The sequence below is a fragment of the Lysinibacillus sp. LZ02 genome, from assembly GCF_050613145.1.
In the GTDB taxonomy this organism is placed as follows: domain Bacteria; phylum Bacillota; class Bacilli; order Bacillales_A; family Planococcaceae; genus Lysinibacillus_B.
In genome coordinates, this window is record NZ_CP192507.1 from 2334443 (window position 1) to 2357294 (window position 22852).

The following is a 22852-nucleotide window of genomic DNA, read 5'->3' on the forward strand; positions in this document are numbered from 1 at the left end:
AAAGCCAAAATAAAAACTTGTTCTCTAAAGTAGAAATGCCATTATTTAGAGGTCTGTACGAAAATCATAGCGCTCTTTCGGTACTTGAAGAACGGTTCCGTTAATTTTTACAATATTCTCCTCTAACCATTCGATCTTTACGGATTCCCCTTTTGCCCAATAAATTTTCTTTGAACGTCTAATGGAATCGTTGAATTGTAATTCGCCTAGCAGCATAATAGGTGTCGTCGCATGGGCATTCGAGCGATAAACCGTTACCGTGTATGTACCATCAGGTGACGTAGCCGTTTCAATAAGCTCGTCTTTAAAGCGGCTCCAATCAAAAAACACATAATTAATAACGCCTCCTAGTAAAAGTGCGAAAATCATTGCCCATAATAAAAACAAACGCTTCACCATGACCACCCCTTTCACATGATAAACGTTTTACAAATCATGTAAGTTCCATTTAGATGCAAATGAAAAAAGCCTTAACTTTTTTCTAAGTTAAGACTTCATTAAAAAATCCAATCAAAAACTATTCCTAGCCCTTTAAATGCAAAGTATGCTAAAAGAATGGATAGAACAATAATCCCAAAGCACGATAAAACTCCTGAAAACATAAACGCCTTCACATTCGGCCCTTTTCGCTTGCCCCATTCTTCCTTATTTTCACTTGTAACAGTATTTAATTGTCCGCAATGTGGACACGGCTGAAAAAATGTTCGACTTTCCTTCTTTTTGCCGTTGATGATGGCAATTTGCGATGAGAATTGCGCCTGATTAAAATCAATTTCAACTTGATGCCCACATGATTGACATGCTATTTCGATCTTTTTTGCTTCCACTTTTACACTGCCTCCATCTAACCTATACTTCCATTTTAACGCAAAATAGTAGGATATGTACACTCCCATACAAATGCCATAAGTAAACAATAGTTCTTTCATCAGTTGTTTAATTAGTATATTAATTTATCATGCGTGTTATTTTACCTTTTATTGTTAAATAGAGCATTAGAATACGTTGATTTCCGCTACGGCTGACTCGCTTTCCGCAGGCACGGCTTCAACTAATTGATTTCGGCTATTGCCGAAATCAATGGATTTTCAGCTCGTGCTGTTCCTGCAGGAGTCGAGTCGCCTCCGCTCCAATCAACGAGCAAGCGCTTTTTATCAACCATTCAAATAAAAAATCACGCTAATTACCTACCATATTTGTATAATCAACACATCAGTTAATTTATACTAAATATCATAGTGGAAAATGTATCGTAGAGGAGGATTTATTGGATGGTAAGAAAGAGTAGCTTTGTGGGCATATTATTGTTGTGTTTTGCCGTTGGTGTATTTGTTGGACGTTTTAGCTCATCGAGTGAATCGCAGCCTCGTCCTATTCAAGAAGCTTCTCCTGCCTTTGAAACATCTACTTCTGACAGCTTAGACAACGATGTCCAAGAACGTTTAAGCGAAACATTAAACTTATCGTTTCGCATCATTAGCGCGATGTTACATCAAGATATTGACTACCTTCAAGCCATTAGCGACCCATCTGTTCAAATTGATGCAGAAAATAATGTTTTTTTCTTTAGCGATTACGGGGAAAACGGATATGAACATCCTTTTAGTCATACTTTTGACTACGATCATGTTGAATATCGAGGGCATCAATTTGAAGAAAATACGGTGTTAGTCTTTTTAGGTGTATACAATGCTTCTTATGTTTTTGAATTTGTAGAAGGCAAATCCCAATATGGCAACTATTTATTTAAATCACTCGTCACAAATTAAGGGGGATATGCCAATGAAAAAATTCGGATTTCTGTTGCTCGCTTTATTACCACTAGTTGGCTGTGAAGAACAAGCTGTAAATGACGCCCCTAACTTAACAGCTCCCGTTAGCACAACGACTCCACTAACTGTGGACATTTCTGAAAAGCTAAAACAAACAATTTGCGAACAAATGGGACTTCGGATCGAAGACCTTTCGGATGATGATTTCGAACGAATGACTGAATTTACGATTCGTGAGGACGATCCAACATTGCATGTCGCCTTACAAGCAATGACAAATTTAAAAAGCCTTGTCATCTCTGTGCCAATAAAAAATCTATCCAGTATTCATTCATTAACGACACTTCAGCACTTAACTATTACAGATAGTCCACTGTATCATTTGGATTTTTCATCCTTGACACACTTAAAAGGACTAACATTAATCAATAATAACTTAGAAAAAATCAACAATCTAAGTGCTTTACAAAATGTAGAATCCCTTGCCATTATTGATAATGAAGTGCAAGACTTAGCACCGTTACAACAACTTTCTTCCTTAAAACATTTAGACATTACAAACAATGCCGTTACTTCGATTCAACCTATCCAACACCTTGAAAGCTTAACGATTTTCATTGCAGCGAACAACTCGATCCAAAATATCCATACAACATCATTCGAAAATTTAAGTAAATTAACGAATCTATCTTTAAGCGGCAATCCAATCGATTCCATTGATTTCGTACAAAACTTGCCTCAGCTTGAAGTACTACAAATTGCCCATACAAACATATCAGATTTATCACCCGTAGCACATTTAACACGCCTGATGAACTTAGATATTCGGGAAACAAACGTCACCTCTATCCAACCACTTGTCGCATTAAAGCAGTTGAAATTTCTCTACCTTTCGAAGGAACAAGTGACAGATTGGACACTACTTGAAAATAGGCAAGGGCTTATTATTTCAGAATCCTTTATGCAAGCACAATAGCCTACCTATAAGACTGTCTCAAAAGTGAGTGAACCACTCACTTTTGGGCGGCTTGTTAAATAAATGGCTGTAAAAATGCTCTAAACCTTGCTCTCTTTGTACAATCGACTATGTTTAATTTCAGAAACTTCAATATTGTATCTTCGGATTTAATACCTTGTTGATACCGTAAATCCTTTATCCATTCCCAAATATCGCCGAGTCTTCTTTTCAGAAAATAAAACTCAAAGGCATCTAAATCCAGCGATTGATAAGGCATATATTTTTTATATTCCATGATGAACTGCCTTGCATATGGTGGTGTGATATGCAAAATTAAATCTTGTTCCTTTGGCGCAATCGTCACACATTCCCAATCAATCAACATCAAATCCCTACCTTGGATAATGTTCCAATTGTGTGGATCAGCGTGACAAAGGACAAATGATAATGACTTTTGTTTTAGCGTATGAGATAAGTACTTCATTCTATTAATACTACTTATCAACTCTTGCTTGAAAGGTCTCACTACTCGTAATACATTATCGTTTATGGACGCCAAATCATTTTTGATAAAAGAGGTTAAGGAGTCACAAAAATCTGTATTAAAATTTTCTTGTGTTTGGTGCTGGATTAAATTAGGTGGAACATTTGCCGTACTACTATGAAGCGTTCCGAGTATTTTCGCTAGCTCATTCACTTGATATAAATTCAAAACATTCCCACCAATTGTATAACCTTCTACAAACTCTGAAAGTAAATACACATACTCTCCATCTTCACAGTAATATTGCTTCGTTTTTGTAAATATCGATTGTGCGAGATGATGCTTTAATACGGTATGATGTTGTAGCCAATTGACTAACGGTATATACCGATCGATTGCATCAATCCACAGCTTAGCTGCAGCTCTTCTTTTATCATATACCTTCAAGAAATACTTTTTACGATAGTCTGTAATTAAGTAGGCTAAGGCTGACCAGCCACCTGGTAGCTGCTCAATATGCCTTGCATGCATGTTGTAATGTTCTTTTAGCATCGCTTTAATCCGAAGTTTTCTATCCATCTTGTTCCCCCTCTCCTCCAATATTCCTTCCTTTATATCTTATTCGGAGGAACAACTCTACGATTGGGGGATGTTCATTTTATAATTTTTAGTTGATGTTACTTCTAAAAAAAGTAGCCATGAGCCCTTTTATTTACAAAAAAAATCGATTTCCTTAAAATTCAGAAATCGATTTTTCCTATGGGTTTATATTCTACCTATTTTTAACACTAGTCATTTCCGCTACAACTTCGATTAAATCGAGACACCTTGTCCTATATCTTTAATCTCTAAGTTATTCTCCTCACAGAAGTCTGTGTAGAGCTGAATTGCTTCTCTCCAATTTAGCATATAGATTATTTGATCATTCTCATCTCTAAATTCTAATGCACCATCAATGACATTCATTAAGATTGCATCTTCTTCTTGCTCGTCGATTGCCTTAAATGTGTGAAGAGAAGCGGCTGGTTCATATACAACATCTCCTTCTTTTGCAATCCAATCATGTTCTACATACTTCCATTGCCCCTGAATCGTGTACACGATAACAATGCCGTGATGCACATGAACCGGAAGAGCAATGCCTGGAGGTGCCTTCATGATTGCGATAAACTGTCCAGTAATGGCATTTACCTTACATAACTTCACTTCTGTCCCGAAGAAAGGAATCCACGGTAATTCCTCCACATTTACATAATTCGCATCAAGAACTCCTACAGGTTGCTTACTTGTTTGATTGCTCATTCTCTTCATCCCTCTTTCTTTTTTAGTTTTTTGGTATAATATATCAATTTTCAATTACACCCGTTTTAAAGCTGTTAACTGCTGATCTCGTAAACTTCTTCGTAAAATTTTTCCCGTCGTATTTTTCGGGAGTTCATCCAAGAATTCAATTTCTCTTGGCACTTTATATTTAGCCAATTTATGTCGGCAAAATTGAATGACATCTTCTTCATTTAATAGTGGTGACTTTGAAACAATGAATGCTTTCACAGACTCACCAAACTCAGGGTGTGGCACACCGATGACAGCAGCTTCTAAAATATCAGGGTGCTCGTATAATACTTCTTCTACTTCACGTGGATATACATTGTACCCACCAGTTAGCACCATATCTTTCTTGCGGTCCACTATAAATATATAGCCCTCTTCATCCATTTTGGCTAAATCACCTGTATACAGCCATCCATCTTTAATCGTCGCAGCGGTTTCTTCCGGCATCCCTAAATAACCAAGCATTACATTAGGTCCTTTGACAATTAATTCACCGATCTCGCCTCTTGGTACTTCATTTCCTTCCACATCCACCACTTTATTCGTCACTCCCGGATAATCAATACCAGCAGAACCCGGTTTCCGTTTCCCGTTTATTGGGTTGAGAGACGTAACAGGCGCACATTCTGATAGTCCAAAGCCTTCTGCTATCGCTACATTGTATTTCGCTTCAAACTTTTCCAAAACTTCTAGCGGTAAAGAAGCTCCTCCTGAAAAGCACACTCGAATAGATGAAAATAGTTGCACATATTCATCTGGGAGTTGCAATAAGAAATTATACATCGTCGGTACACCCGTAAAAATCGTCGCTTTTTCTTTTGCAATTGCTTGTACAACTTCATTAGGAACGAATTTAGGGATGATTAACATCGTTGCCCCGGCAGCAATGGGTGTATTCATACAAATCGTCATACAAAAAACGTGAAAAATTGGAAGTACGGCTACTATAATATCTTCTTCTGACATATTCACCACTTCTCTAGTAGAAGCCGCGTTAGACAGCATATTTTTATGAGAAAGCATAGCTCCTTTTGGCTTTCCCGTCGTTCCTGAAGTGTACAAAATAACAGCAAGATCATGCTCATTAACAGGCAGTGGTGTCTGTGGTGCTATATTGATAGACTGTAAATATGCCCATTCATGTGTATAAATTGAACACTCTAGGGAATGTAACGTTTTTTGTATGTTTGCTAGCGTTTTTTCTAACGCTGAATCGGCCACTACCATTTTGGACTGGCTATTTTCCAAAATGTAAAGTAACTCACTCTCCGTATAGATTGGATTAAGAGGGACTACGACCGCACCTAAGCGTAGTATTCCGTAATAAGAAATGACAAATTCGGGACAATTTCCTAATACTAAAGCTACACGATCCCCTTTTTGAATGCCTTTTGAAGATAAGATAGCCGCAAAGTGTGCTACTTGTTCTTCAAGCTTGCGATACGTGATACGCTCATCCCCATAAATGATAGCCTTTCTTTCTGGAAATGTAGCGGCACTATTTACTAATAACTCATTGAGATTTAACGCCATATGTTCTCCCCTCCCCCATATTCACTAAACTGTATCCCCTTAACTAAGATGCATTTTAAACTGCGTAAATCCGTCGTCAGCCATAATAATACTGCCATTGACTGCATTCGATTCTTCTGATGCTAAAAAGGCGGCTACATTAGCAATCTCCTCTGGTTCTGTAAATGTCTTTCTCATTTGCTCCCTCGGTAAAATCTCCCACAAACCTATTTCCTTATATCCTTCTAATATCGGCGTTTTTACACGTCCTGGTGCAATACCTGTCACCTGAATACCATGAGGTGCTAATTCCAAAGCCGCTGTTTGTGTCATACTTACAACAGAGCCTTTAGATGCATGGTAAGCAAATACGCCTTCAGATGCCATATAGGCATAAACAGAGGCTGTATTGATAATAGAGCCTTTCACACCAAGTTCAACCATCTTTCTTGCCGCAGCTAAAATACCGTAATAAACACCAAACGTATTGATTTGAAGAATTTTATCGAAGTCCTCTGCCGGGTCATGCTCCAATAACGGTTTATAATGACCTACACCCGCATTATTAAACATAATATCGATTGTTCCGTATTGTTCTACCGTATAATGAACCAGTTTTTCAATCTCTTCAAAGCTCGTCACGTTTACTTGATAAAACTGGGCATCGCCACCCTGTTGTCTAATTATATTTACCGTTTCTTGCCCACTCTCTATATTCACATCTGCAACAATGACTCTTGCTCCTTCTTGTGCAAACTTTAAACTACTAGCTCGACCAATCCCGCTACCAGCCCCTGTAATAACGGCTACTTTTTCTTTTAAACGCATACTCCCTCCCCTTTCTTTTTACAATTCTTCGATTAATTCAATGATATAGCCATCTGGATCTTGTAAATAAATGAGTTTCAATGTCATATTTGGTCCGATCGGCAAGATGGTCGGTCCTTGCGATAGTATCGTCACACCTGCTTCAGATAAACGATGGTGCATTGCTTCCACATCACGTACTTTCAAGCAAAAGTGACCGACTCCGGGGTCAAATGTATTCGCTGTACTCTTTTTCTTCCCTGCAACCTCATATTCAAGTAGTTCAACAACCGTGTGACTATTCGGTATAGCTAAAAATGCTAGTTTAACTGACTTAATTCCTTCTATGCCAAATACGGCATAGCCTAAATCTTGATTATCCTTTTGTTCAATGACATGGATTCCTAATGGAGTGAATCCAAGATGTTGACTGTAAAACGCAATGGATTGTTCAATATTTGAAACAGCGATCCCTCCATGATGTACTCCTAATATTTGATTCTCTTGCACATAACTCCCCCTCTACAATCAAACCACATGATCCAGTGAAGCGCTTACAATAATTTAATTATATATTTTGAATAATCATATAATTGATTTATAATTAAGTAAATTTAATCTTTTTAATTCATTATATTAATTAATCTAATAATTGAGGTGAACTGGGTGAATCTTGACAGAATTCAATATGTTTTGGAAGTAGCACAATGTGGTTCTATTACAATCGCAGCAAGTAACTTGCACATAACACAGTCCGCTTTAAGCCAAGCAATTACTGGAATAGAAGAAGAACTAGGCAATAAAATCTTCAACCGATCAAGAAAAGGCATTGAAGTAACAGCATTCGGTCAGAAAATTATTGAAAAAGCAAAAACTCTCATGCTTACCTATCAAGAATTACTAACAGAAGCAAGCATCTGGAAAGATGAGCTACATGGAGAATTAAAAATAGCCACGATTCCCGGTACGATGCATTTACTCATCAAAGTGTTAATGTTATTAAAAAAAACACACCCTAGAATCCAAATTAAAATTACCGAAAAAGTATCCCAAGAAATTATAAAAGATCTATTACAAAATCAATGTGATATAGGGCTAATCAATGTTTATGGAGAGACAGTCAATCATCCTGACCTTCACTTTGAAGCGCTATTACACGGACGAATGCAAGCTGCTTTTAGTAAAAATTCAGCTTTAGCCAAAAACGATATGGTAACAACCCAAGATATTCTCAATCAGAAATTAGTCATTTACGATGACGAGACGATTAATTGGTTTATTAAGAATTTCGAGGCAAAATACGGGGACTTGCAAATTCTATTTAGAACAAATAACACGGATGCCCTTCGAATAGCGATAAAAAATGAAATGGGTATTACACTTGCACTTGATTACTCTCTAACATATGAGCCGACTATAGTAAACGGGGAAAACCTCTCCCGTTATATACACAAGCTAGACCAAACATTCGTAAAGTTTGGGCTCGTTCAACAAAAGAAACATATTCATTTACCCATTTCACAAATCTTTCTGCACCAATTTACAACGGAACTGCAAAATAGTAAGCATTAAATTACAATATTAATCTCTTTGTATTTTTTGAAATTTTTTGCTTCTTCTACTTAAATAAAACACATGAAAATATAGCGTAAAGTATGATATGGTATAGTCTCTATAAAACTAATAATGAGGGGAAAACTATGCTAGATGTAAGTGAAAGTAAATTAACACAATATGGTGTACATTACGTAAGCGATACGCTTGTTTTGGGGGAAGAGGCATTTTCTCAACCAGAAGTCATGCTAGAAGCAGCCTTTACACAACTAGCGTTCAATAAAATAGATTGGGAGCAACAATACGAATTTTTTCATGAAACAAATCTTGGATTAAATGAAGTGTACACTTATGTAAAATCGATATTCGATTCTACGAATAGTTTCCTTGAACAATCGCAACACATTGCCACACATTTACATAGTGCATCTCAGCATCCTAATATTAAGGGCGGCGAGTTGTTTATAGGATTGTTCGAAAATTGTTTTTGGCATACGGATGTAAAAAAGGCGCTTGCAATTGTAAAAGTGGATGAAAAAGAAATATTCCTCGATGTAAAAAATGAGCAAAATAAAATGACCGTCAATGGCATCGATGGAATTAATGTGAAGAAAATCAATAATATCGCAATCATTGTGGATATGGGCGCAGATGAGCCACCTGCTGTCTTTATCAAAACGAAAAAGAAAGAAGACGTCGTGTACTGGCAAGAGCGCTTTTTAAAAATTAAGGCAGCTGACGAACATTATTATAAAACGAATTTAGCCTTAACAGAATGTAAAAAATATATTTTAAAAGAAGATAGCTTTTCAAATACGGAGAAGCTCGGTCTTTTAAACAAAACGCTCGACTATTTTAGAAACGAGGAAGAATTCGAGGTAAACGACTATATCGATACCGTTTTTGAACAGACCGATTCCGTACAAAAAGATATTATCGTCAATATGGTCAAGCCCTATGAAACGATCATTTCTGAAAGCGCACTGGAAAAGGTCGAAAAAACATACAAACGTAAAATCAAACTCGATTCCAATATTGAAATTCAAGTAAATGTACGCAATATCGAGCAAGTGAACGAACTTATTGAAGTCGGCTATGACGAAGCAACCAATCGAAAGTTTTATAAAATTTATTTCCAAGAGGAAGTATGAGGCATCTAGTGTCAGGCACCCTGACTTATACATGGTACCTGGCACTCTTTTTCATATATAATTTGCCGTCCGCTTAGTTCACATTCTCAATATGAGATACGATTAAATCTTTTTGGTATAGCTAAGGATTGCTTCCTCAACAGCCTTTAGCTCTTCTTTTAGCGTATAAACATGGATGCCTGCTTTACCTAATGCATTTACAATTCGTTCAAATGCTTTCATTGGATCATGATCAATTTCTTTATCAATAGCAGCTAGCTCTCTATTTACATTTTCAAGTAGCTGAATATTCTCCTCATGATGAGCAGACATGGATTTCGCCATTTCAATATGTAAATTACTTGAGAGCTGTTTCCACTTTGTTTGCTTAGTATTAAATTTAATTTTGAGTACGCTTTGCATTTTTTTGATTAATTGATGCAGTGCATGGCATAAAGCCGCTTCCTCCACTTGTGCAAAGGCTCGCTTAATCCTATGAGATACTCGGTATCCTTGTGACATGCCAACATATGCTCCGATGACAGGAAACACAATGGCACCAGCTCCAGGAAGTACAACTGCTCCAACTGCACCTAAAGCTGTTTTCCCTGCTACTGCTAACGTTGCACGACTTGCCGTATCAGCCACTACGTTACGAGCTGCCGTTGAGAGCATTATGCCCTCGTTTCGTATACGCTTCGTGTTATAAAATGCACTTACACCAGCTGCAATCCAAGGTATTTGAAAATCTAATAAATCATCCGCATAATATAATGTCGTTTTCGTATCAGCTATAACTTGCTCTCGCGTAACAGAGCTAGTAAATACTAAGGGGTTCTCTTCATAATATTTTCCTAATTCAGCATTAACATACACAGGTGTATCCGGATACTTTTCAAAATGCTCCTCTACCACACTTTTACTTGCCGCGCATTTTACTTGAAACGGTTGTCCATCAACAAGCAAATCCCAGCCTGCTTGATTGGATGTGTGTGGAAACTGCACATCATGCCCCGCTGCTACAAGCTCCTGTGCAATCATTCGCTCAGCGACATAGCCCTGAAGCTGTGCCATATCCCCTATAGCAGCTGACGTATCGATTGTTCCAGCGAATTGAGATAAAGTAAATAAATTGGATAAATCCTCGGCACGTGCAAAATCAAGTCCTACTACGACCTCAGGATCAATCATTAAATAATCATATAAAAATTCACCTGCACTTAAAGAACTGATAATAGCTGTTTCCTTATGCTCCTGCTTTTTAAATAGTGCCGCTCCCTTGCGTTTTGGCGTGTCTTCTATCGAGCATTGTAGAGCCTCATTAAATTTCCCTTCTCTCCAATTGCTCCAAAATTGCTCGTTCTTAATCACTTCGCACCCCTCACTCAATATCTTTTAGACCGTACCACTTTTTCTGATGCTGTTTTAGCTCATCTTGATACTTTTTAATGTCAATCTCCATACAAGCTATTCTTGATTTCACATCACTTATGTTTGAAAAGTTTTCAACAATACTTGTATTGATAGAGGCAATATCATGACTTAATCCCTCTGCCTCTATACAGATCCCTCGTAAATGTGCTGGCTTCATTTTTATAATTTCATGTGCACGTTCAAGCTCTTTTTTTTCATATTGCGCTTCAATCCCTTTAATACTACTTTGTAGACTAGCGTTTGAAAAAACGTTTTTCATCGCATTAAAAAAGCCTTTTTGTAGCTTATTTCGCGCAATTTCAAGTAGTAATTCCGTTTTCTCTTTCGCTAACCGATTCATATCAGTGGTTAGTGCTTTATACATAACCGTCATTTCATTTTCTGCAATGAATGGAATGGTATTTTTTAGCTCACAAATTTGATGATTGAATAACGTGCTTTTTAAATTTAACTGTTGATATAGCTCCACTTTTTCCTTTTCATAATCATCATGCTCTTGAGCTAAATCCGCTTTACTATGTTGAATGAAATCAAGCTGATGGATTATTCGCTCCTGCTCCTCGTAGCCCTTCATCCATTCATTAATAAATGGCTGGAAATTTGTTTGTTGCTCTCCTTCAATGATGACCGGTAGTAATAATTGTACAATACCAATTGGAATCATTGATTTACGTACCTTTTTATTTTGATAGGTCAGTATAGCACCACCACCTACAGCAATAAGAGCTAACCCGATTGGTCCTGTTAAAAATGATAGTGCAGAAGTAGCAAATATGTACGCCCCAAACGGTAGTGTAATACCAAAAAAGCCCGCAGTTGCAGCAATGGCTGAAGTCAAAGTTGTAAATGCAGCAAAGCCCGCAACCTCTACAACAATGGCCATTACAATAGCCGAACCTTGCGTAAGTAATATTTGGCGAATCGTTTTATTCGTTAACTCATCAATTTTTAACTTTTCTTTAATTTGACGTTGCTTTTCATCTGGTAGTGACTGTATATATTGCTCAATTTGATTGACTAAGCTTTCTGTTTGCGCCTCTGAAAGCTCACCCATTTTCTCATCAAACGATTCGAATATTTTTTGCATTTGATATAAAACTAAAAGTACCGAATAATTCTCATCGCGACCTTCAATAAATTTCCCATACTCCTTATCTTGCTTCTTCTGCATGTAGTGTGCCTTCTCTACAATTTCACCACATTTATATTCAATTTCTGTACGTATGTTGTAGTGAGCACCTACTAAATCGAGCTGCTCCTGCACATATAGAAATAGTTGAAGCTGTAATTCCTCATCAGAATATATTTGTAGCCTCTCGATTTCCTTTTTTAAATTTTCCTCAAAATGATCAATATCCTTATTTAAAAAGGTATTTTTTGCTTTTGCAACGAGTAGGTCCAGCATCTTTGTTTCCATTAATAAGGCATAAACTAATCGCAGCTCATCACCTGTTGCATTTATTAATCCTTGCGCTAAATATTTTTCATCCATAAAACCCCTCCATAGGTTTATTTTATCAAATTTAATCTCCACTATAATGTGTTAATACGTAATTTTTAAAAGACGTGGATGATAATTTATTTAATAAAGTACTTATTGATTAGAGCGGAGGTTGAATTGCTTTACGAATGAGGAAGCATTTTGGGTAAATGACTATATACGGTTTTCAAATAGATTGAGAACAAAAAGTTTTCGAAAGCGCACTTGAAAAGATAGAAAAACATACAAGCGTAAAATTAAACTCGATTCCAATAATGAAATTAAAAAAGCTAAAGGATTACAAAAAAATCCTCTAGCTTCAAAAATCAAATATACGCTTGAATAGCTAAGTAAAATTCATACAGGAAGTAGCAGCCAAATCCAAATAATAAAATGCCTCCTATAATTGAGGTCCATTTAATCATTTGACGATTCATGACTTTCCTGGTAATCGAAACAATCATTAGTAACCCAACATCATGTAATAAAATGCCCGTTAAAATCCCTATCGCTGCGATGATAAAACCGACCGATTCATTCGTCACATAGGAGTCTGCTAACACAGCGCCAAATACGGATATCCAAAACACTAAATTCCCTGGCGATACGGCTACAAATAAACCATTTCGATACGTTTTCGAAAGTGATTTATTCACCTTTTCACCCGCTAATGTAATATCTTGATCAGCATTTTTAATAGAGTCATAGGCTAACATAAATAAGAAACCGGCTCCAATGATCCACAATGGCAGCTGGACATAAGGCAAGGATAAAATCTTTGCTAGTCCAAAATAGAGAGCCAATATGAGTAGCACATCAATAGTCATGCCACCAAGACCTACAGCCCATCCGTGAAAAAAACCATTTTTTAAACCTTGTTTCGTCATTTCGACCGTGATTGCTCCAACGGGTAAAGCAATCGATAAACCAACCAAAACAAACTTCAAATATACATCCAAAAGTCATAACTTCTTCCAAACACTATTTGTATATTAATTCTCCGTTTGAAATAATTATACATAACTTTCGTGTTTAATCAACCAAAATAAAAACGGTTCTCTTTTTATTTTTGGCTCTGTTAAATTTCAATGTTGATTATACGTGTAAAAAATAGAACTTCTATAAAAGCGGATGTTCTATTTTTTATTTGCTTCTTTAACTAACGCACCTGTTAGTTCAACAAGGTTTTAGTAATTTTTCAAGTACAATAGGACCCGTTTTCTTTGTCTTTGTATTGACTGTCCGAACTTTGATACGAGTAGGTCGCATTATAGGAGAAACTTCATCCAAATTCCCAGCCCAAGTAGTTTCTCCATATTTAGTTAAAGGAGACAATGAGAAAATCCAACTTATTTCTTTCGGAATATATGCTAATACTTCATAACCATCATAATCCCCAAAACTAGATGGTGTTGGTAAATGAAGTGCGTGAACACTGAGACTTGTTCGTTCATCATTAAACTTTCTTTCAATATTATAAATCAGTGCTACTCCTCTGGCATTTTTAGGTACGTTTTTTGTTGGTTCAAGTATTGCTGAACAAGGTGGCAACTCTTCAATTTTATTCTCAGAGTGTATTTGTGTAGGAAGAAATCCTAAAACGAAGATAAGGCTAAAAAGCAACTTTTTCATTTCTGATTCTCCTCAAATTTGTTTAGCATCATTATTCCCCAAAACTCCATATTTATTGTATTTCAATTGCTCCTTGTTGAACTATACTACGACATTAGTTGAATAAAAAACAAAATTTATATCGTGAACTTCGATAACCTAAGTGAATTATATGTTTCTATATTTTGTATTAGATTTCCTTTAATAATCAAGTCTTTCAAAGTGACTTCGCTTCTCTGGTGTTGAACACTTTCTAATACTTAGAACCAAGTAAGATAATTGTCTAAATATTTGGTTGCAACCCCGTTAAATCGTTGTATCCACGCTTTAAGTCTGCGGTGGTAATTGTTGACGTTCTGAATGTGATAAAGCCCCTTTGTGCGAAGTTTATCATCAGACTTGAACTGATTATTCATACCTTTTTCGGCAGCATCTGTTTTAAAAGCACGCCAAGAGTCGGTGCATAAAACGTTTTCACTTGAAAGTTTATGTCCGATGGCTTTGTCTAATAGTTCTTTCGTTAATCTACCCATTCCTAGTGTCTGCGAAAAGGTCAACTTATGCAACTAAAACACATACTTGTTCGTTGCTCACTCCACGTTTCTTTGTGGAACTTTCTGTCTTTAATTTTTCTTTGTCCTTTTTCTGAGTACAGAAAATAGGTCTTGTTCATTTCGACGATACCTTCAAAATTCGATATATCTATTTGTTTTAATGATGATAAAAGTTTGTGCCTCCAGTAGAATAGTGTGACGTAAGATACATTACCAACTAATTCAGCGGACTTACGCAATGAGTATCCTTCTACCATACATTCTACAAATTTTATCCATTGGTTAAGACGACGAGTTCGATAAAGTGCGGTATTTGTAAGGTCAGTAAATGTAATTTTGCACGATTTACAGCGATACCGTTGTTTTTTAACTTCTTCACCATCAACAAAAGTTGAATATTTACCAAATCGAACAATATGCTCTGACTCGCAATCAGGACAATGTTAGCCACTTTTATTTTTACGCTCAGATATTTCTTGAAGAACAGTTCCTGTCGAGGACGATGCAGTAAGAGCATCAATTAAATACTCTCGTAGTCGATGTTTCTCTGCTGGATTTAATTTTTGAATGGCTTTTAGAATTTCAGTTGCTCTCACATTCATCACTAACTTTTAAATAGTTGCATCAATCATAGAACATTAGTTCCAGTAAATCAATTTTCAACAACAAACATTAACAGAGCCTTATTTTTAAACATCCACATAAAATTTAGGAATGTAAAAAATTCCATACTGCTTGACTAAAAAGGTTTCTAATTCTGATTGAGTAGCTGTATCAAATGGTGGTATCGTTAGCTCATACAGTTGTGCATTATCACCAATATCATTCCAACTTTCAATTTTTTCAAATTCTGTTTTAAACGCTACAATCGGATGCCCAAGTAAAAATAAATGCGTTCGCAATGCAATTGTAGGTGACATAAATAAACATAACATAATCAATACTAGTGCCATGAAAACAAGCCATCTCTTTTTCAATGTACTCCCCCATTTCAAAATACTTTATGGTGAAATTGCTTTTTGAACATTAATCGTTACAATCATTTTTTGACTCACTGATTTCGTCAATTTTCTTATTTATAATTGGCAATAGTATAGATACAATCAAAAATCCGCCACTATCCATCGCTGCACTCTCAATATGTTGGTCACGGACATAATATTGAATGACAAATAACAGTAAAGACAAAATAAACACAAATATTGTATATTTCATCAAATCCCACCCCACTTCTTACTCACTGCTTGAAAATGCACTGATTTTTTTATTCATTTTCCGCGCTTCATGTCGGTTGTATAAATAGAATAAAAACCAAACGAATGTGAACATCAAAATATTACCGATGATGATGCCTATTAGAGAAGGAACCGATGTGACTGGAATCCACTTCAAAGAAAAGGCAACGATAAAAAACGTACTTAATCCTACACTAAAATGGATGAAAGTTTGTTGTAAAAATGTTAAACGTTCGATACTGTAAACAATCGATGTTGTCGCACAACTAATACCTACCAGAATAGAACCGAATACATGACCGAGATAGTTTTCAGCTAATACTTGTAAAAAAGCATCGCCTCCAATTACATAGCCAATGACATTCATAAACACAAAAGCTGTACACCCCCAACTAACACCAAACAGTAAATACTTCATCATATGCATGGACGTTAAACCCCCAATCGCTCTTTAAATTTCTTCCGGTAATTTCTTGTAATTACTTCTTTTATGCCCATCACCAGCTCCACTTCCATTGTGCCGTTAAACGCTGCTTCAATATGTTTAATTTTTCGGATATTAATAATGGCAGATTTTGAAATGCGAATAAAACCTTTCCCTAATTGCTCTTCCAGTTCATATAAAGGTTTATTGACGATGTATCGTGTTTTAGCTACATCATAAAGCACCAGTTCCCTACCTTCTGTACAAATAACAACAATCGTTTCAAGGTCCATCATATACGTTTTATTGTCATGCTGGGCCGTCAATATATACGTGTCATTTTCACTTTGCAACAGCGAAATGGCTGCTTGAATATTCGGTGTTAACTTGGCAGTATGAATTTCTACATATGGTTCTTCACACTTCGCATCAATTTTCAACTCCACCCGCATTCACCGCTCCCCCCTTATACTAAAAATTATAGCATACAAATTTTTCTAAAAAATGCATCTTAGCCCCCTATATGGCAACTTACACAGCGCTTTAAACATCATGCCATTAGGTTATAAATTAAGCCGGATAACAAAGAAAACATCCCTCGCGGATATACCCATTTACATAAACTTTACTTTAAATTTGCTTTATACTAAAAATTAACTATAATGGTAGATGTAGTGTCTTTAATGCTTGCAGAAAATAAAAACTATCACTTCTTTTTCCAGTAAGATTTCACTGGGGTTGTTTTCTTTTTATTTGAGGTACGGGTTTAGTGTGTAAACGATAAGTTGCATTCTTGAGTCGATTGATTGTTCCAACACAATCAGCTGAAAAATAACATTGGAAGGAATTGAGGAAGTATGAGTATTGTTTTACAAGCGACAAAGCGTGAGGCAGGATCTCGTTCAATTTTACGCGAGATTCGAGAAAATGGCGGTGTACCCGCAGTTGTCTACGGCTACCAAACAGATACGACACCGATTTTTGTCGATGCAAAGAAGGTTTCGAAAATGATTGTAGCAAATGGCTTAAATAATATTTTTAAGCTAGCAGTAGATGAGCAAAGTGTTAATGCTGTTATTAGTGAAGTACAGCGTTGCGCATTAAAGAATACTATTACCCACGTTGATTTCCAAGCGATTAATATGTCGGAGGAATTGGAAGTGGACGTACCGATTGTATTAACAGGCGAGTCCATTGGGGTTAAAGAAGGTGGCATTTTAATGCAACCAAACTTAACAATTAGAGTGAAGGTAAAGCCTGCGGAAATCCCTGAATCAATTGAGATCGATATCTCTCACTTAGCTATTGGTAGTTCCATAGCGGTTGTCGATATTCGAACGCAGATTGGCTTTGATATTGTGACAGAAGATGGTTATACACTCGCTATAGTGATTCCTCCAACAGTAGCAGAAGCTGCGGTTGAAGAAGAAGCCGGGCAAGTATAAAAGAATAAATACGTATAAGGGTGTTGACGATTGTCACATCCTTTTTTGCTTCTTTCATTATATTGATGCAGCTGAGTTGACATTATATTTACGCGGCTTTGGATGTGATTTACGCGAGTTGACGAATCTTTTACGCGGGTTTCTGATGGTTTTACGCGCTTTTACGGTTTCCATCTAAACTATTATTTCCTCTCTGGAAATAAAACATAAGAAATACTGATTGCCCCATCAATCAGCACAACAAGTCCCCAAAACTTCAGCATTTGCTGTAATGTTGTCGTATCGCCTGCTTGGCCGATATATTGAATCATCGCCCATAGCAACCCGCCCCCGATGGCATATGCCACAATATGCCGAGTCCATAGCTTTACCTCATGGATGCCTTTTGCTCTACCGACGAGCGGTTCATTTGTGTTCGGCTGTTTTACTATCCAAAGGCGAAACTTTTCATCTGCCCAATTAATGATTGTTTTGCCATATGCAACGGAAACACCGATATAAATGGCCGCAATACCATGCACAGCGGTAGCAGCTTGCCCGTTCTTTAAATCGATTGCTGTTAAAATGAATAAAGCTAAATCAATGATAGGCGTTAGTAAAAAGAACACGATACTTAATCGTTCTTTCTTTAGTATGTACCGCGCCATAAGCCCTGCTGTAATGGCAATCCAAAATGCAATTTCAGCAAGAATAATCCAGGTAACCATGCTCGCTCTCCCCTTCTCTTTTTCCATGCCCATTATACAAAAAGCAATATTTACCTATACGGATAACATCGCTAAAAGTTTCAAGAGCGCAAACGATTGCCTAATTAGTCAATGTGGCTTACAAGTAGATTTGCCCAAAAAGCTTCTACTTTTGTACGCTTAAAAAAGCGGTGAAATGGCTCATTCTCACGAGCAAATTCATTATATATGTGAAGCATTGCTTGTAGGAAGGCTTCAATATTTTCTACCGATATATTTTTCGCAAATAATTTTCCGGCTTGTGCATGCCTGCCCATGGGGATAGCTCCAACATACACGTCAAAGCTCTCTTGTTGGTACACAAGTCCAATATCATCGTACATTGCGTTATAGCATGCAGAGGCGCAGCCATTTACATTCATTCGAAGTCGATTCGGTACAGCTTGTCCAATGAATGTTTTATAAAGGGCTTCCATAATCGCTGCGGCTTCCATTTTCTCACCATCACAGAAGTCACATGCTTTCATATCTACAACCGCGCCGTGCTTTGCAATATATAACCCTGCATCCTCTAGTTGCTGCTGGATTTCTAATCGTTTTTCTGTAGGGATAGATATAAGTAAATAATACGAAGCAGAATATTTAATCGCCCCATCCTCCCCCACGATTTCCGCTATTTTTTGCAATTGTGCAGGTGTGTAATGTTTATTAATCACCCCTGGACTAATCGCTAAGCGTGTATATGAACTTTCCTTATTTAATGTCGCAAATGTATGTTCTGGCACATTTTTAGTAAATGCATTGCGCCCCATAGTACGTCCTCCTTTAGATGAAAATAAGCTAGCAAAACGCTAGCCTATCTCTACTTATTGAAAGCTTTCTGGATAAAAGCCTTCCGCTAAAATTTTAATGGCCTCGGCTGCACGTACACCTTCTGATGCAGCTGATAATGGTAAAATAACAAAGCGTTCATTTAACACCGCATCCATTTCTTTTAATGCTGGGTCATTTTTTAAGAACGCTATTTTTTCTTCCGCTGTTGTTGAACCGTAATCAATGACGACAATTACTTGCGGGGCACGTTCAATAGCATCTTCTTTTGATACCGTTGTCCAGCCAGACTCGACATCACCAAAAACATTTTGTCCTCCTGCAATTGTCACTAGCTCATTCATAAAGTTTTGAGCTGCTGTAAATACATCTTGCTCTCCACTATCATACACAAGTACACGTAATGGCTCCGCTTGCTCAGGCAATTTTGCACGAACTGCCTCTACATCACTTTCCATTTGTTCAATTAATGCTTCCCCACGATCTTCTACACGGAAGATTTTTGCGATATTACGAATATCGGTGAAAATGTCCTCTAATGTTGGATTATTCATACTTGAAGATGTATGTAAATACGTGTGAATGCCTAACGCCTCTAGTTCCTCTACTGTCCCAATGCCTTTTTCACTAAAGCCACTTTTCCAGCCTGCATATAAAAAATCTGCCTCTGCATCAATCACTTGCTCTTTTGTTGGGTATTGTTCTGCTAATACCGGCACTTTCGCATAGGTCTCTTGCAGTGGTTCGTAAATTTCATCATCTAAATAAGCCGTACCTACCATCGAATCCTCTAAGCCTAATGCTAGCATAATTTCTGTTACGTGTTGGTTTAAGGAAATCGCTTTTGTCGGTGCTTCCTCATACACTTGTGTTGTGTCATTATTTTCAATCGTTACAGCAGTTTCTTCCGCTTGTGCAGGTGCTACTTTCTCTTGCTTGCCTTCTTCGTTGTTACAAGCACCTAAAATGCTCAGTGCCATAACTGTGATAAACACAAACCATATGTTTTTCAATTTTTTCATATTAATCTCCCTTTATTTTTCATTTTATATAGAAAGAAGCGTAGGCTTCCTCACGATCTATAACATTGATTCTGGTATATAAAATAATTGTGGCTTCTTCGTAATTGGGTGAATACCGATTTCCGCATGTACGCCAAAAACATCGCGTAAAAGCTCTGGTGTAAGCACCTCTAACGGCGTACCATAAGCAACGACTTCCCCTTTTTTCATCACATAAATTTTGTCGCAATACGTAGCAGCAATATTTAAATCATGGAGTGCCGCCATAATCGTAATAGGTAAACTCCGAATTAAATCCATTAATTGCAGCTGATGCTGGATATCTAAATGATTCGTTGGCTCATCTAGCACCATCACTTGCGCTTGCTGTGCCAATGCTCTTGCCACAATGACACGCTTCTTTTCTCCACCCGACAATGAGCTGAAATGACGCTCACTCAGATGGGCGATTCCTGTTTGCTTCATCGATTGCTCTACAATTTGGCGATCCTCTGGGGTATCTCGTTCAATCAATCGTTTATGCGGTGTACGCCCCATTGTGACTAAATCCCTCACCGTAAATTCAAACAATACAGGTGTTTCTTGCCCGACGACCGCTAACTGCTTTGCGACAGCTTTTGCTGGTTTCGTTAGCATGTCCTCGCCAAAAAGAAAAACTTGCCCTTCATTTGGCTGCAACATCCGATACATATTTTTTAATAATGTCGATTTGCCGCTACCATTAGGGCCGATCAACCCTACAAATTCACGCTCTTTCACATGTACAGACACATTATGTAAAATCGTTGCTTGTCCAATGGCATAAGAAAGATTTTGTGCAACATATACCATTTTATTCACCCTCCCCAAATGAGTAGGTTTGTTTGCGCAGCATCCAAATAAAAAATGGACAACCGCATAATGCTGTAATAATTCCAATCGGCATTTCTTCAGGGGCAATAATAATCCGTGCTAACGCATCTGCCCAAACAAGGAAAATCGCGCCGAGTAAAGCGCTAATGGGCAAAACAAATTTGTAATTGGAACCAACGAGCATTCGGACAACATGCGGAATAATTAAGCCAATAAATCCAATTGCACCACTGACAGCAACAAGAACCCCTGTTAAAAGTGAGACTAATAAAATGAGTAATAAACGAAACCTCTCTAAGTTCACACCTAACGTGAGTGCCGATTCTTCTCCAAGTAAGAGTAAGTTCAAATGACGCGCATGAATGCGTAATACTACATACACAACGACAAATACAACAATCGGCAGCATTAAATTACTCCACTTCGCACCGGCTAAACTGCCCATCATCCAGTGCATCACCGCTTTAATACCGCCCTCTTCCTTAGACATGAGCAGCATAAAATTGGTCATCGCAGATAGCACAAGTGACACGGCAATCCCAGCTAATAACAGACGAATGACAGACACCCGCCCCCCGACTCTTGATAATAAAAAGACAATGACAACAGCAATCGTTGCCCCGATAAAGGCCGCAAATGATAGCGCATACATCCCTAAAAAGGAAAAGGCACCAAGTAAAATGACCGCGGTGGCACCAACGGAAGCACCCGATGAAATCCCTAAAATATACGGATCCGCTATCGAGTTCCGCACCAGTGCTTGAATCGCTGCACCCGAAATAGCAAGTCCTGCCCCGACAACCATCGCTAGTAGCACGCGGGGTGTCCGAATTTGCCAAATAATAATTTCTTGGGATCGGCTCCAGTCCGCTTCAATCCCAAATATATTCCACGGCAAATGCGATAAAATAACCCGCCAAACGGTCCCAGGTGTAATAGAAACAGAACCAATCATAACGGCTATTGTCATGGAAATCATTAAAGCAATGAGCAAAATCATTACAAGAATAACAAAATGAATCTTTCCTTTTTTCTGCACACTAAGCTCCTTTCAAAGGTTTTATTTCTCTTCTTGTTCCCGCTTATTACAAAGACAAATAAAAAATCTCCTTGAATCCAAGGAGATTGTCATAGCGAAATAAAGGGTATATTTGCCCTACTCACTACAACCATCCTCGTGGTTCTATGTAAATGCTCGACTATTACCGGCAGGTCTCCTGGCTCATCATCAACGCGCTTCACAGCCTTCCCAGTTTCCCAGTGGCATTTGTGAGTTACTCCGATTTACAGTTGCGGGACAGCGTCGGATTTGCACCGACTTCCCTTTTAAGCAAATAACAAAATAGTATTTGCACCAATAATATGATATTTTTTTGTAATTCTTACAGTAACAGAATCTATCATAATTCACAATACCTTTAATAAATTCTGAATATTCCGTGTGGACAAATAGTATTTTTCACCTTAAATGACTGCCTGATAAAGCAAGTGAATTTTGACATAAGTGTCCACAACTAAAGTCGTTATACAATACTTCAGTCCTACTCAAAGCCCTTATGCTGAAGTACACTCAATTTTAGCTAAACTCATTCTTCAATATTGAAGATGTTATTCTTTTCTTCATACTCACAAATTTAAACGCTGAAAAACATTTAGTTAATTAAGCTGAATTTTTATCCTTCTTTTCAAGGGACCTATTCTCCGTATATAATCCCATGGTCAACTCTTA

At 37.4% G+C, this 22852-nt stretch carries 25 protein-coding genes, 1 pseudogene and 1 riboswitch; of the genes and pseudogenes, 5 read left to right on the forward strand and 21 right to left on the reverse strand.

Translation table 11 applies throughout. The annotated features are described in order from the left end of the window. Nucleotides 1–45 precede the first annotated feature (45 nt). Together ACQQ2I_RS11395 and ACQQ2I_RS11400 are read right to left on the reverse strand one after the other, a co-directional pair. Nucleotides 46–399, reverse strand: coding sequence for a DUF5412 family protein (locus ACQQ2I_RS11395; RefSeq protein WP_431026916.1), 354 nt, complete (start codon nucleotides 397–399; stop codon nucleotides 46–48). Nucleotides 400–497: 98 nt separating this feature from the next. Continuing rightward, on the reverse strand, nucleotides 498–827 hold the full coding sequence (locus ACQQ2I_RS11400; RefSeq protein ID WP_431026917.1) for a redox protein: 330 nt from the start codon (nucleotides 825–827) through the stop codon (nucleotides 498–500). Between the two features lie 444 nt (nucleotides 828–1271). On the opposite strand from ACQQ2I_RS11400, the gene ACQQ2I_RS11405 reads away from it, so the two are divergent. Further along, nucleotides 1272–1769 carry a hypothetical protein gene (locus ACQQ2I_RS11405; protein WP_431026918.1) on the forward strand — a complete coding sequence of 166 codons (498 nt, stop codon included), beginning with the start codon at nucleotides 1272–1274 and terminating at the stop codon, nucleotides 1767–1769. A gap of 13 nt (nucleotides 1770–1782) precedes the next feature. Continuing rightward, the gene (locus tag ACQQ2I_RS11410) at nucleotides 1783–2748 is read left to right on the forward strand and encodes a leucine-rich repeat domain-containing protein (protein WP_431026919.1); all 966 of its coding nucleotides are present in this window, start codon (nucleotides 1783–1785) and stop codon (nucleotides 2746–2748) included. A gap of 55 nt (nucleotides 2749–2803) precedes the next feature. Here ACQQ2I_RS11410 and ACQQ2I_RS11415 read toward each other — a convergent pair whose 3' ends face one another. The 5 genes from ACQQ2I_RS11415 to ACQQ2I_RS11435 all read right to left on the reverse strand — a co-directional run bounded on the left by ACQQ2I_RS11415 (nucleotide 2804) and on the right by ACQQ2I_RS11435 (nucleotide 7375). Next, a complete protein-coding gene (locus ACQQ2I_RS11415) occupies nucleotides 2804–3793 on the reverse strand; it encodes an aminoglycoside phosphotransferase family protein (protein ID WP_431026920.1) in 990 nt (329 codons plus the stop codon). A 234-nt stretch (nucleotides 3794–4027) separates the two neighbouring features. Beyond that, nucleotides 4028–4516, reverse strand: coding sequence for a 2,4'-dihydroxyacetophenone dioxygenase family protein (locus tag ACQQ2I_RS11420; protein WP_431026922.1), 489 nt, complete (start codon nucleotides 4514–4516; stop codon nucleotides 4028–4030). A 54-nt stretch (nucleotides 4517–4570) separates the two neighbouring features. Continuing rightward, the gene (locus ACQQ2I_RS11425) at nucleotides 4571–6079 is read right to left on the reverse strand and encodes a long-chain-fatty-acid--CoA ligase (protein ID WP_431026923.1); all 1509 of its coding nucleotides are present in this window, start codon (nucleotides 6077–6079) and stop codon (nucleotides 4571–4573) included. Nucleotides 6080–6118: 39 nt separating this feature from the next. Further along, nucleotides 6119–6886: an SDR family NAD(P)-dependent oxidoreductase gene (locus ACQQ2I_RS11430; protein ID WP_431026924.1), complete on the reverse strand. Its 768-nt coding sequence runs from the start codon at nucleotides 6884–6886 to the stop codon at nucleotides 6119–6121. Between the two features lie 18 nt (nucleotides 6887–6904). Continuing rightward, on the reverse strand, nucleotides 6905–7375 hold the full coding sequence (locus tag ACQQ2I_RS11435; protein ID WP_431026925.1) for a VOC family protein: 471 nt from the start codon (nucleotides 7373–7375) through the stop codon (nucleotides 6905–6907). Nucleotides 7376–7531: 156 nt separating this feature from the next. On the opposite strand from ACQQ2I_RS11435, the gene ACQQ2I_RS11440 reads away from it, so the two are divergent. Continuing rightward, nucleotides 7532–8437 (forward strand): LysR family transcriptional regulator, encoded by a 906-nt coding sequence (locus ACQQ2I_RS11440; protein WP_431026926.1) that lies wholly within the window; start codon nucleotides 7532–7534, stop codon nucleotides 8435–8437. 128 nt (nucleotides 8438–8565) lie between these two features. Then, nucleotides 8566–9570, forward strand: a complete 1005-nt coding sequence (locus ACQQ2I_RS11445; RefSeq protein ID WP_431026927.1) for a nucleoid-associated protein — start codon at nucleotides 8566–8568, stop codon at nucleotides 9568–9570. Between the two features lie 102 nt (nucleotides 9571–9672). Here the strand turns inward: ACQQ2I_RS11445 and ACQQ2I_RS11450 are convergent, their stop codons facing one another. The 9 genes and pseudogenes from ACQQ2I_RS11450 to ACQQ2I_RS11490 form a co-directional block, all read right to left on the reverse strand. Further along, on the reverse strand, nucleotides 9673–10920 hold the full coding sequence (locus ACQQ2I_RS11450) for a hypothetical protein (protein ID WP_431026928.1): 1248 nt from the start codon (nucleotides 10918–10920) through the stop codon (nucleotides 9673–9675). A 10-nt stretch (nucleotides 10921–10930) separates the two neighbouring features. After that, a complete protein-coding gene (locus ACQQ2I_RS11455) occupies nucleotides 10931–12475 on the reverse strand; it encodes a hypothetical protein (protein ID WP_431026929.1) in 1545 nt (514 codons plus the stop codon). Between the two features lie 314 nt (nucleotides 12476–12789). Then, nucleotides 12790–13422, reverse strand: coding sequence for a LysE family transporter (locus tag ACQQ2I_RS11460; RefSeq protein ID WP_431026930.1), 633 nt, complete (start codon nucleotides 13420–13422; stop codon nucleotides 12790–12792). Nucleotides 13423–13639: 217 nt separating this feature from the next. Then, entirely contained in the window at nucleotides 13640–14095 is a 456-nt protein-coding gene (locus ACQQ2I_RS11465; protein WP_431026931.1) for a hypothetical protein, read from the reverse strand. A gap of 116 nt (nucleotides 14096–14211) precedes the next feature. Next, a pseudogene (locus ACQQ2I_RS11470) lies at nucleotides 14212–15230 on the reverse strand (IS1595 family transposase). A gap of 87 nt (nucleotides 15231–15317) precedes the next feature. Then, on the reverse strand, nucleotides 15318–15605 hold the full coding sequence (locus tag ACQQ2I_RS11475; RefSeq protein ID WP_431026932.1) for a hypothetical protein: 288 nt from the start codon (nucleotides 15603–15605) through the stop codon (nucleotides 15318–15320). Nucleotides 15606–15654: 49 nt separating this feature from the next. Further along, on the reverse strand, nucleotides 15655–15843 hold the full coding sequence (locus ACQQ2I_RS11480) for a hypothetical protein (protein WP_431026933.1): 189 nt from the start codon (nucleotides 15841–15843) through the stop codon (nucleotides 15655–15657). An 18-nt stretch (nucleotides 15844–15861) separates the two neighbouring features. Continuing rightward, entirely contained in the window at nucleotides 15862–16290 is a 429-nt protein-coding gene (locus ACQQ2I_RS11485; RefSeq protein WP_431026934.1) for a DUF3021 domain-containing protein, read from the reverse strand. Between the two features lie 5 nt (nucleotides 16291–16295). Beyond that, nucleotides 16296–16739 (reverse strand): LytTR family DNA-binding domain-containing protein, encoded by a 444-nt coding sequence (locus ACQQ2I_RS11490; protein WP_431026935.1) that lies wholly within the window; start codon nucleotides 16737–16739, stop codon nucleotides 16296–16298. A 405-nt stretch (nucleotides 16740–17144) separates the two neighbouring features. On the opposite strand from ACQQ2I_RS11490, the gene ACQQ2I_RS11495 reads away from it, so the two are divergent. Further along, nucleotides 17145–17732: a 50S ribosomal protein L25/general stress protein Ctc gene (locus ACQQ2I_RS11495; protein ID WP_431026936.1), complete on the forward strand. Its 588-nt coding sequence runs from the start codon at nucleotides 17145–17147 to the stop codon at nucleotides 17730–17732. Nucleotides 17733–17914: 182 nt separating this feature from the next. On the opposite strand, the gene ACQQ2I_RS11500 is transcribed toward ACQQ2I_RS11495, so the two are convergent. From ACQQ2I_RS11500 to ACQQ2I_RS11520, 5 genes are all read right to left on the reverse strand, one after another. Continuing rightward, the gene (locus ACQQ2I_RS11500) at nucleotides 17915–18439 is read right to left on the reverse strand and encodes a hypothetical protein (protein ID WP_431026937.1); all 525 of its coding nucleotides are present in this window, start codon (nucleotides 18437–18439) and stop codon (nucleotides 17915–17917) included. 104 nt (nucleotides 18440–18543) lie between these two features. Then, complete coding sequence (locus ACQQ2I_RS11505; RefSeq protein WP_431026938.1) at nucleotides 18544–19230, reverse strand: precorrin-3B methylase; 687 nt, start codon at nucleotides 19228–19230, stop codon at nucleotides 18544–18546. A 54-nt stretch (nucleotides 19231–19284) separates the two neighbouring features. Continuing rightward, nucleotides 19285–20271: an ABC transporter substrate-binding protein gene (locus ACQQ2I_RS11510; RefSeq protein WP_431026939.1), complete on the reverse strand. Its 987-nt coding sequence runs from the start codon at nucleotides 20269–20271 to the stop codon at nucleotides 19285–19287. A gap of 57 nt (nucleotides 20272–20328) precedes the next feature. After that, nucleotides 20329–21102, reverse strand: a complete 774-nt coding sequence (locus ACQQ2I_RS11515) for an ABC transporter ATP-binding protein (RefSeq protein WP_431026940.1) — start codon at nucleotides 21100–21102, stop codon at nucleotides 20329–20331. A gap of 1 nt (nucleotide 21103) precedes the next feature. Next, nucleotides 21104–22123 (reverse strand): FecCD family ABC transporter permease, encoded by a 1020-nt coding sequence (locus ACQQ2I_RS11520; RefSeq protein ID WP_431030497.1) that lies wholly within the window; start codon nucleotides 22121–22123, stop codon nucleotides 21104–21106. A gap of 190 nt (nucleotides 22124–22313) precedes the next feature. Beyond that, a riboswitch (cobalamin riboswitch) is annotated at nucleotides 22314–22497 on the reverse strand. Between the last annotated feature and the right edge of the window lie 355 nt (nucleotides 22498–22852).

Excerpts from the sequence above, each read along its gene's own strand:
- ACQQ2I_RS11395 (WP_431026916.1), bottom strand. The coding sequence starts at position 399 with ATGGTGAAGCGTTTGTTTTTATTATGGGCAATGATTTTCGCACTTTTA.
- ACQQ2I_RS11405 (WP_431026918.1), top strand. The coding sequence starts at position 1,272 with ATGGTAAGAAAGAGTAGCTTTGTGGGCATATTATTGTTGTGTTTTGCC.
- ACQQ2I_RS11410 (WP_431026919.1), top strand. The coding sequence starts at position 1,783 with ATGAAAAAATTCGGATTTCTGTTGCTCGCTTTATTACCACTAGTTGGC.
- ACQQ2I_RS11415 (WP_431026920.1), bottom strand. The coding sequence starts at position 3,793 with ATGGATAGAAAACTTCGGATTAAAGCGATGCTAAAAGAACATTACAAC.
- ACQQ2I_RS11420 (WP_431026922.1), bottom strand. The coding sequence starts at position 4,516 with ATGAGCAATCAAACAAGTAAGCAACCTGTAGGAGTTCTTGATGCGAAT.
- ACQQ2I_RS11425 (WP_431026923.1), bottom strand. The coding sequence starts at position 6,079 with ATGGCGTTAAATCTCAATGAGTTATTAGTAAATAGTGCCGCTACATTT.
- ACQQ2I_RS11430 (WP_431026924.1), bottom strand. The coding sequence starts at position 6,886 with ATGCGTTTAAAAGAAAAAGTAGCCGTTATTACAGGGGCTGGTAGCGGG.
- ACQQ2I_RS11445 (WP_431026927.1), top strand. The coding sequence starts at position 8,566 with ATGCTAGATGTAAGTGAAAGTAAATTAACACAATATGGTGTACATTAC.
- ACQQ2I_RS11455 (WP_431026929.1), bottom strand. The coding sequence starts at position 12,475 with ATGGATGAAAAATATTTAGCGCAAGGATTAATAAATGCAACAGGTGAT.
- ACQQ2I_RS11465 (WP_431026931.1), bottom strand. The coding sequence starts at position 14,095 with ATGAAAAAGTTGCTTTTTAGCCTTATCTTCGTTTTAGGATTTCTTCCT.
- ACQQ2I_RS11480 (WP_431026933.1), bottom strand. The coding sequence starts at position 15,843 with ATGAAATATACAATATTTGTGTTTATTTTGTCTTTACTGTTATTTGTC.
- ACQQ2I_RS11485 (WP_431026934.1), bottom strand. The coding sequence starts at position 16,290 with ATGCATATGATGAAGTATTTACTGTTTGGTGTTAGTTGGGGGTGTACA.
- ACQQ2I_RS11490 (WP_431026935.1), bottom strand. The coding sequence starts at position 16,739 with ATGCGGGTGGAGTTGAAAATTGATGCGAAGTGTGAAGAACCATATGTA.
- ACQQ2I_RS11495 (WP_431026936.1), top strand. The coding sequence starts at position 17,145 with ATGAGTATTGTTTTACAAGCGACAAAGCGTGAGGCAGGATCTCGTTCA.
- ACQQ2I_RS11500 (WP_431026937.1), bottom strand. The coding sequence starts at position 18,439 with ATGGTTACCTGGATTATTCTTGCTGAAATTGCATTTTGGATTGCCATT.
- ACQQ2I_RS11505 (WP_431026938.1), bottom strand. The coding sequence starts at position 19,230 with ATGGGGCGCAATGCATTTACTAAAAATGTGCCAGAACATACATTTGCG.
- ACQQ2I_RS11510 (WP_431026939.1), bottom strand. The coding sequence starts at position 20,271 with ATGAAAAAATTGAAAAACATATGGTTTGTGTTTATCACAGTTATGGCA.
- ACQQ2I_RS11515 (WP_431026940.1), bottom strand. The coding sequence starts at position 21,102 with ATGGTATATGTTGCACAAAATCTTTCTTATGCCATTGGACAAGCAACG.
- ACQQ2I_RS11520 (WP_431030497.1), bottom strand. The coding sequence starts at position 22,123 with ATGATTTTGCTCATTGCTTTAATGATTTCCATGACAATAGCCGTTATG.